The sequence below is a fragment of the Mycobacterium sp. genome (assembly GCF_049647605.1).
GTDB lineage: Bacteria > Actinomycetota > Actinomycetes > Mycobacteriales > Mycobacteriaceae > Mycobacterium.
In genome coordinates this window covers 22,207-29,710 of sequence record NZ_JBARXZ010000028.1, presented here as the reverse complement: position 1 = coordinate 29,710, position 7,504 = coordinate 22,207, and the positions used below count along the sequence as shown (strand labels likewise).

Sequence of the window (7,504 nt, the reverse complement as noted above, 5' to 3'; positions counted from 1 at the left end):
GTGGTGGTCTTGGTAACGGTGATTGTGGGCGGTGGCGGTGGCGGTGGAATCGGTTGTGGCGCCGGGGCTGCGGGCGGTGGCGGTGCCACCTGGGCGCCCGCCGGACGCACCGGCAGCGGGGCACCCGAAGGTGCTGCGCCGATCAACGATGCGACCAAAGTCCCGTGTCCGTCACAATCTGAGAGCCCATCACCGTACTGCGCCAACACGTAATCCCCGCCTGCCACCAGGTGCGGCAGGCGCGGAGAGGGCGCCACCCCGGTATCGATGACGGCGACGACGACCCCGGCACCGGTCGACTCTTGCCACGCCGCGGTCATATCCAGCATTGCCAGCGCCGGGGGCAGCTCGCGCAGATCGCTGCCGGGGACGACACCGGTCAGCGTGCACGCGCGCGTCTGCTTCATCGGCCAGTCTGGGGCTGGCGCGGGATCTGGCGGTGGCGGGCCGGGCGGCACCACCGGTGGGGTGATCGCCCAGCTGGCTCCCATGCTGGTGGCGGCGAGCAGCGCAACCGTGCCTACCAGTCCAGCACCGGTACGCACCCGGTCGGCAAAAGGCTTGCGGCTCATATCCCGTGCCTGACTGCGTTGCGGATTACCGGATACAGATTGAGCAGCCACAGTGCCCAGGGCAGCAGCGCGAGCAACAAGACGTACTCGATCATTTCCACGAACCGGCGCATCGGGGCGGTGTATTCGCGGAAGGGCACCACAAGCGCCGAGAGCAGTCCCAGCACGGCGAGGCCGAGGGTGACCGCGACGCAAATCATGGCCACCTTCAAGCTGGTGGAATCGCTGGCGGCGTAGCGGCCGATGGCCACTGCCGCTGCCCCCATACCGGCAACCATCAACGTGACGGACTGATAGCGGTCCACGAACGAGCGTGAGCGAAGCACCAGGATCACACAGACCGCTCCCACGAAGGCGGTGTAGCGCCATCCGCCGGGCTGGCCAGGTACCACGGCGTAGCGGGCGGCGACGATGGTCACCACGGCGAGCCCAATCATCATGCCGGTCAAGGTGTTGTTACCGCGCATCACCCATGCGCGGACCTGTTCCGCGGTGGCCACTCCGGTCGGGCCGACTGGCGACACGGTGTCGGAGGGCTGGCCGGGCAGCCGCTCGAAGACGCCGCGATTGGTCACGGACGGAAACAGCGGTGTCGGCACGCCGGAGGCGGCGACGGCGGTGCTGGTCGCCCACGTCACGGCGATAACCACGCCGATCATGGCGATGACGGCGACCCGTTCTGGACGGACCTCCCACGTCGAGGCCGCGACGACCGCCGCCACGAAGGCGAACGCACTGACGGTCAGAATCGCGGCGATCGCCACGATATGGCGGCCCCAGATCGTGGCGAGCACGATGACCCCGACGATGACGGCAACAAGCGGTGCGGCGAGGTGCCACAGGCTCGGGGTGCCCGGCAGGGACATGGCCGCGGCAGCCGCCGCGGGAATGAGCGCGACCCAGGACAGTGCGTGACCGGTTGCGCGGCGCTCACGGCCGGCCACAGTGCTGGGGTCTGCCTTGGACAGTCCGCGGGCTGCCGCGACGAGCGCCACCAGCATCGTCCAAGCCGAGGCTGCACCGATCCAGCCGTACGAGGCGTCGGTGCCGCCGATGCTCCACCACCAGTTGACCAGGATGAGGCATGCCCACCCCACAACGCCTGCGGTGAGCCAGCTGGCGACCTTGCGGCCCATGTCGGGTGTCAGGGTGGCCAGCAGCTGATTGGCGGCCCGCGCGATGGCGGTCGAGACCATTTCCGTCACCGGTTCGTAGGTCTCGGCCGAGGCCGCCGGCAGCAGCCACAATTGCTCCCCGTCGAGCACCCCACACTCATCCAGCGTCTTCTGCGGGTCCAGCGGTTGTGCGTCCGCGCGGCACAACCGGTAGCTCTGCTCGGGATTGAGCAGTGGGCGGCCCCGTTCGCGCAGAACCTCGTTGACGCGGGCCACCAGGTCTTCGGTGACCGCGATCAGCGCCACCCCGGCGGGCAGGGAGTAGTCGATCTCGAAGTCCTCACCCACCAGGAGCGCGACCCGGCACAGCGCCGGGGTGGACGGCTCGGCGGGGTTCACTTCCCGTCCTCACTGCTGTTGAAGCCCGAGGCCAGCCGAGCGGTGATTTCCAGGTAGCGCCGCCGTGTCTCCGGGCGCAGCTCGTTGATGTCAATCACCCCAGCAGAGGCGATATGCGGATCGAACGGGACGACGAAGACGCGTTGCGGGCTGACCCAGCGAGAGAACTTCTCCACCAGCGACTCCACCAACTTGCGGTGAGCCTTGCCTGTCTCGCCCCGCACATCGTTGATGACGACGACGGTGCGTTGTAGCAACCGGTGATAACCAGCCTCGTAGGCCCAATCCATCAGCTCAGCAGCGCCTTTCGCGCCGTCCGGCGCTGTCGAAGCCACCATGATCAAGGCGTCGGCGCGGCTCATCAGGCCGGGGATGACCTGGTGGTCGACATCGGTGCCGGAGTCGCTGATCAACACGCTGTAGAAGCGCTGCAGCACCGCATGAGTGTCGGTGTACACCTGCGCAGTCAGTGGCTGACGATCGCTTTGGTATCGATTGCCTAGGACATCGAGGCCGGCAGACTCGTTCATCCCGACGTGCGAGCGAATATCGCTGTAACCATTCAGGTTTCGATCCGACAGCACGTCCTTGTAGGAGTTCGTGGCTTTGGGGTCGATCCGATCGGCCAGGTTCGAGGCGCGATCGGGGTTGGCGTCGATGGCGATCACTTTGTCCTTGCGCAGCGAGGCGAATGTCGACCCGATCGACGCGGTGGTCGTTGTCTTGCCCACGCCACCCTTGCCGCCCAGCACCACGATGGAGTAGGTGCCGCGCAGGTGGCCGGCGACCGTCGCGTTGAGGTTACGCAGCAGCTGCTCATCCGGTGACTCGCCGGTGTTGATGAGCTTGAATGTCCCGTAGTAGAGCCACTTTCGCCATCCGCGTGACGAGGGGATCTTGCGTGGAGTGTTGAGTTCGGAAGCGGAAATCTGCTCGCTGCGCAGCTCAGCACCCCCGGACCCGGTGTTGTGGGACCAGTCCCATTCGGGCGGTCGCGGCCCGCTGGGCGCTACGGGTTCACTTTGCCGCGACTCCGGCGCCCGCGCCGACCAGCCCGGCGGTGGCTGGGTGGGTCGCTGTCCCCCGCCTGACTGGGGGGCACCGCCCTGAGCCGGCCAACCGGGAGGAGGCGGTGGTGTTGCGTTGGATCCCAACGCGTTTCGCAGCGTTTCGCGAGACAGAAACTGTGTGCGTTCCTCCGGCGCGACCGGCCGAGGAGCCGGTCGTCCCGGCGGTTCTGCCTCCTGGCGTGGTACGTCATTGCCGAAGGCTGATGGCTGTCCAGCCGGGCGTGCGCTCCACGGCGGCGCTGCAGGTCCCTGTTCGTGGTGCTGCGGACCTTCGGCCGTGGGCGGTCTAGGCGTCGCGTTCACTTGGGCTGTTGGCTCATCGTTCGCAGGCGGGAATTTCGCTGCCGGAGTGCGTATCTCACCCTGGATGGGGCTGGATTCGAGGCTCTGGTTGGGGCCTTCGAGCGACTGAGGCGGCCAGGGAACCGCGGGATAACCCGGTGGGGGCGCTGCGGCATCCCCGCGCGGCACGTTGTTCGTCGGTGGGGTCTGACCCGTCGTCGGTGGCTGTTGGCCCCATCCCCCGCCGCTGTCGCCGGGTGGGTCGATGTGGTGCCGGCCGCCGGCAGGGTCGCCCTGGGGCTCGTCTGTAGCAGCAAATGGTGGCTGCGGATAGCTGGGGCCTGCTGGCGGCGTTTCGTCGCCGGCGCTTGCGGCCCCTGGTGCACTCCCGCGCGTCTCGTCGTCATCGCCGCGCCCCGTGTTGTTCAGTGCGTCGAAGAACTGTTGATCTCTGGACTCGGTCATGTAGCCCCGCCCTCCTGCCGATTTCCACCGGGGAGCGCTAAAGGCTCCTCGAATCGGTGAATATCACCGTCGCAGAAAGACTACCAACCACACATTTCAGGCGTCCACGACGTTAAGCACATCAGTGTGCGTGAAATGTCTGAATTCTTTGATGCTGGTCCCAGCCAGCACCGCTGGGCAGGTCCTTCAGCACGTCGCTCACCGCGCGATTGATCCGCGCCGCGGTGCCGGGAAACAGCATTGTCCAGCGCTGCTGGTCGTCGGTGGTACTGGAGGAGATGACGACCCTGCCCATCAGGGAGTCGACAACCATCGCACCCGTAGCGGCAAACTCAGGACCATCCACTGAATATTGGGTGGCGCCGATGGCCGCGCGCACGGCCCCGGTATCGGACACGGCGACGATAACGCGAGCCTGGCGTGCCGTCAGGCCTAGCTTCAGCAATTCCCCGATCACGTCGTAACCCTGCGGGTCCGACTGCCAGCTGCCCAGCACTGACTCCAGCTGTTCGGCCTCGATGTTGACGCCCTCGAACTCGGCCGGGATCTCCTCCCCGAGCAAGTCGTTCACAGCCTCGAAAACAGTAGTGTCACCGTCGAGGGGGCTGATGGTCACTTCGTCGAGCGGTTCCTCACCGCTTCGCCACACGCGCGCTGCGACAACCCATTTACCGTCACGGCGACACAGAACCGCTGTCCGATCGGCAGATTGGTGTGCGCGCCATGCGCGTAGCGCTGCCGCGGCAGCAAGAGGCTCTTTGAGCGGATCCGCTGGCGGCGTAAAGATTTCTGGGGGGCCGGTGAGACGCTCAGACTTCGCGTCCGGGCGGGACACCCTGATTGACACGTCGATATCGCAGCGGCCCAGTGTCCAAAGCCATTCCTGCACATCAGGGTCCAGTGTCCGGCCCTGGCAGACCCCCGCCTCCTCCAGTACCTGCAGGCCGGGGTGGGAGGCCAGCATAGCCTCGGTGTCGCCCACAGGCCGCACGCGCAGCGCCGCAGGAAGTCTGGTGACGCCAGAGAGCGCAGCTGTCAGCCACAGTCCTTCGGAGGTGGTCGACAGCTGCGCTCCCATGGGTCAGTCCTTACTCAGATGCCGACGAAGCGGGCAGCGTTCGCCGCGTCACCCATATCGGTGTTCTGCACCGCGCCGCCCTGGGCGCCGCCGTGCCGCTGGATGGTCTCGAAGACCTGCTGGTAGGCCTGCGTGATCGAACGCTGAGCCTCGGCGTAGGCGTTGGCACCCTTGTCGCTCCAGAAGTCCTGCGTCTGGGCGAGAACCTGCAGTGCCTGCTCCTGAAGACCGTTCAGATGCGAGACCAAGCCGGCCTGGGCGGCCACGTGGTCCATCATCTTCGCCTGGTCGTACCGCATACCCTCCATGTGGGTTCTCCTTCGAAAGTTGTTGTCGGTAGGTGGGTTACGCCTGGGTGGCGACGCTGGACAGCTTGGCCTGGTTCTCGGCCTCCACGCGGTCGTACTCGTTGGCGCCGGTCTGCATGGCCTGGATCACCTGATCGAACCGGGCCGAGACGTTGCGGCCGGTGGTGGCCACTTCCTCGGTGGTCTTCATCGAGGCCACGGAGGCGATGCCGACGAAGGCGCTCCCGCCGAGGTCCTGGTTCATCGTCATGTAGCGGCCCAGGGCGTTGAGCGTCTGGTTCTTGATCTCGTCGAGCTGGCTGGCCGAGTTGCGCAGCTTGGTTGAGTCAGTCTGGAACATGTCCACTTCCTTTCGAGTCCCGTATGGGATGGGTGTGCTGGTTGGTTGTCATGTGTTGCGCCGGTTGTCGCCGAGCGATCACCCTCCCCCGTCTGTGTAGACCACGCCATTGGCGGTCAGGATGGGGATAGCGTCCGCGTCGTCGAGGACCACCGATAGGGAGGTGTCGTCCTCGCTGCGGCTCGCGCCTTGATCGCGGCGCTGCCCTGCCTGGGCGGCGCCCATCGGCATCATTCCGGGCATGCCGGAGCCCATCGGGCCCGTAGCCATGCCCGGCATGCCTGCGCGTGCGGCCGCCGAGGGCTTGTTCTGGCCGGGCGCGCTCGACCCGTCTGCGGCCGAGGCTGGGCCCCACCACGCCGAGGGCATCCCGATCGGGCCACTGCCCATGCTGGCGCCGGCGGGTTTGGTGAGCGCGGCCGTCACCGGGCCACCGCCGGATCCAAAGCCGCCGCTGACACCGTTCATAGACGCAGCGAGGTTGGCGCCGGGAGCGTTGGCCGATAGTCCGCCGAACGGTCCGCCGCCCATGCCGCCCATGCCGCCCATCATGCTGCTCAGCTGGCTGCCCATCTGCATAGGCGCTTGGGCCAGCTGCGACAGCGGCTGGGTCATTCCCTGGGCCATGGAGGGCAGCGAGCTCGCCATGCCCATCATCGATTGGCTGCTACCGAGCAGTTCGCTTCCACCCGGCTGAGCGAGTTGCGGGGTGCCGGTAGTGCCCACATCGCCCTCGCCGCCTGACTGGCCGGCGCTGGTCGCCGCCGACAGCGCGGCCGGGGCCGCCGACGAGACGGCTTGACCCGCGGCCTGTAGTGGGGCGCTGAGACCCTGCATGGACGCTTGGACACCGGTCTGGACTCCTTGCGCGCCCATGCTGGCCGCCCCTGCCGCCAACGCGGCCGGATTGCCTCCGGCGGCCAGCGGTGGGCGAAGCGGGACGCTGAGGCCGGACACGATGCTGGCCGCGGCGCTGGAGTAGCCGGTCATCGCGGTCGCGTTCTGCGCCCAGTACTCGCCGTACTCGACGTCAGCCTCGGCGATGGCGGGGGTGTTCTGGCCAATGATGTTCGTAGCTTGCAGCGTTGCCTCGCGGATGCGGTTGGCAACGACGACCGGATACGGAATGGTCGCCGCGACCGCCGCAGAATGGGCACCAGCAGCAGCGCCGATCAGACCACTGGCCTTCTCCGCATGAGCGCCGGCCTCAATCTGCCACTCCGACTTCGGAACAGCAGCAGCCATCATGGAGGTGCCACCTTTCCCCCACCAGCTGCCGGTAGCGGTCGTCGCCGCAGTCGCCATCATCTGGGCGCCCTGCTGAATGTGGGTGACCCCGGCGGCCTGGTAGCCGGCCACGACCGATGTCATGGCCGCCGCGCCTGGTCCGGTAGTCAGCCGGATGGCGTTGGTCTCGGGTGTAAGCCCCCAATATTGAGCGGGCATGTGCTCAGAGGAGCAGCGAGGCCTGGTTGACGGCCTCGGTTGCCACAGACATCACACCGGAGACACCGACATCGCCAGCGAACATTCCCCGGTCCGCGACGCTGACGCCGGTCTGGGCAAGGAACTGCGCGTTGTGCGTCTGGATCGCGGTGGCCAGAAGGGCGGAGACCTCCTCGCTTCCCATCGGGACAACGGCAGTCATCGCCGGTGCTGAGCCCGCGAGCACGCCGGCGGTGGTCGCCGTTCCGGTCGCTTCAGCTACGGATTGAGCAGCAACGCCAACTGGATCCACAAAAAAGGTCACGATAAGCCTCCCCTAAGGCGCTAGGTACCTGATAAGCCGAGAGTAGAGCGGTTCCGCAGTGGCTGCCACCAGCGCAGCCACATTCGCTGCCAACAATTTTGATATTCGCCGTTGGTCCGCTTGTC

Annotated in this window: 8 protein-coding genes; all 8 read right to left on the bottom strand. The window is 66.9% G+C overall.

Features of this window, described 5'->3' with window-relative positions:
• Nucleotides 1–572: S8 family serine peptidase (locus WBB07_RS04035; RefSeq protein WP_526304969.1), on the bottom strand; the 572-nt coding region annotated here is incomplete at its 3' end.
• The gene (gene eccD / locus WBB07_RS04030; protein ID WP_094295046.1) at nucleotides 569–2,086 is read right to left on the bottom strand and encodes a type VII secretion integral membrane protein EccD; all 1,518 of its coding nucleotides are present in this window, start codon (nucleotides 2,084–2,086) and stop codon (nucleotides 569–571) included. The genes eccD and WBB07_RS04035, both read right to left, overlap by 4 nt.
• The gene (locus WBB07_RS04025) at nucleotides 2,083–3,240 is read right to left on the bottom strand and encodes a MinD/ParA family ATP-binding protein (RefSeq protein ID WP_238382148.1); all 1,158 of its coding nucleotides are present in this window, start codon (nucleotides 3,238–3,240) and stop codon (nucleotides 2,083–2,085) included. Before WBB07_RS04025 ends, eccD begins: the two co-directional genes overlap by 4 nt.
• 784 nt (nucleotides 3,241–4,024) lie before the next feature.
• A complete protein-coding gene (locus tag WBB07_RS04020; protein WP_094295047.1) occupies nucleotides 4,025–4,981 on the bottom strand; it encodes an ESX secretion-associated protein EspG in 957 nt (318 codons plus the stop codon).
• A gap of 14 nt (nucleotides 4,982–4,995) precedes the next feature.
• Nucleotides 4,996–5,289: a hypothetical protein gene (locus WBB07_RS04015; RefSeq protein ID WP_094295048.1), complete on the bottom strand. Its 294-nt coding sequence runs from the start codon at nucleotides 5,287–5,289 to the stop codon at nucleotides 4,996–4,998.
• A 37-nt stretch (nucleotides 5,290–5,326) separates the two neighbouring features.
• Nucleotides 5,327–5,629 (bottom strand): hypothetical protein, encoded by a 303-nt coding sequence (locus tag WBB07_RS04010; protein ID WP_094295095.1) that lies wholly within the window; start codon nucleotides 5,627–5,629, stop codon nucleotides 5,327–5,329.
• Nucleotides 5,630–5,707: 78 nt separating this feature from the next.
• Nucleotides 5,708–7,075: a PPE domain-containing protein gene (locus WBB07_RS04005; protein ID WP_094295049.1), complete on the bottom strand. Its 1,368-nt coding sequence runs from the start codon at nucleotides 7,073–7,075 to the stop codon at nucleotides 5,708–5,710.
• A 4-nt stretch (nucleotides 7,076–7,079) separates the two neighbouring features.
• Nucleotides 7,080–7,367, bottom strand: coding sequence for a PE domain-containing protein (locus WBB07_RS04000; protein ID WP_238382163.1), 288 nt, complete (start codon nucleotides 7,365–7,367; stop codon nucleotides 7,080–7,082).
• Between the last annotated feature and the right edge of the window lie 137 nt (nucleotides 7,368–7,504).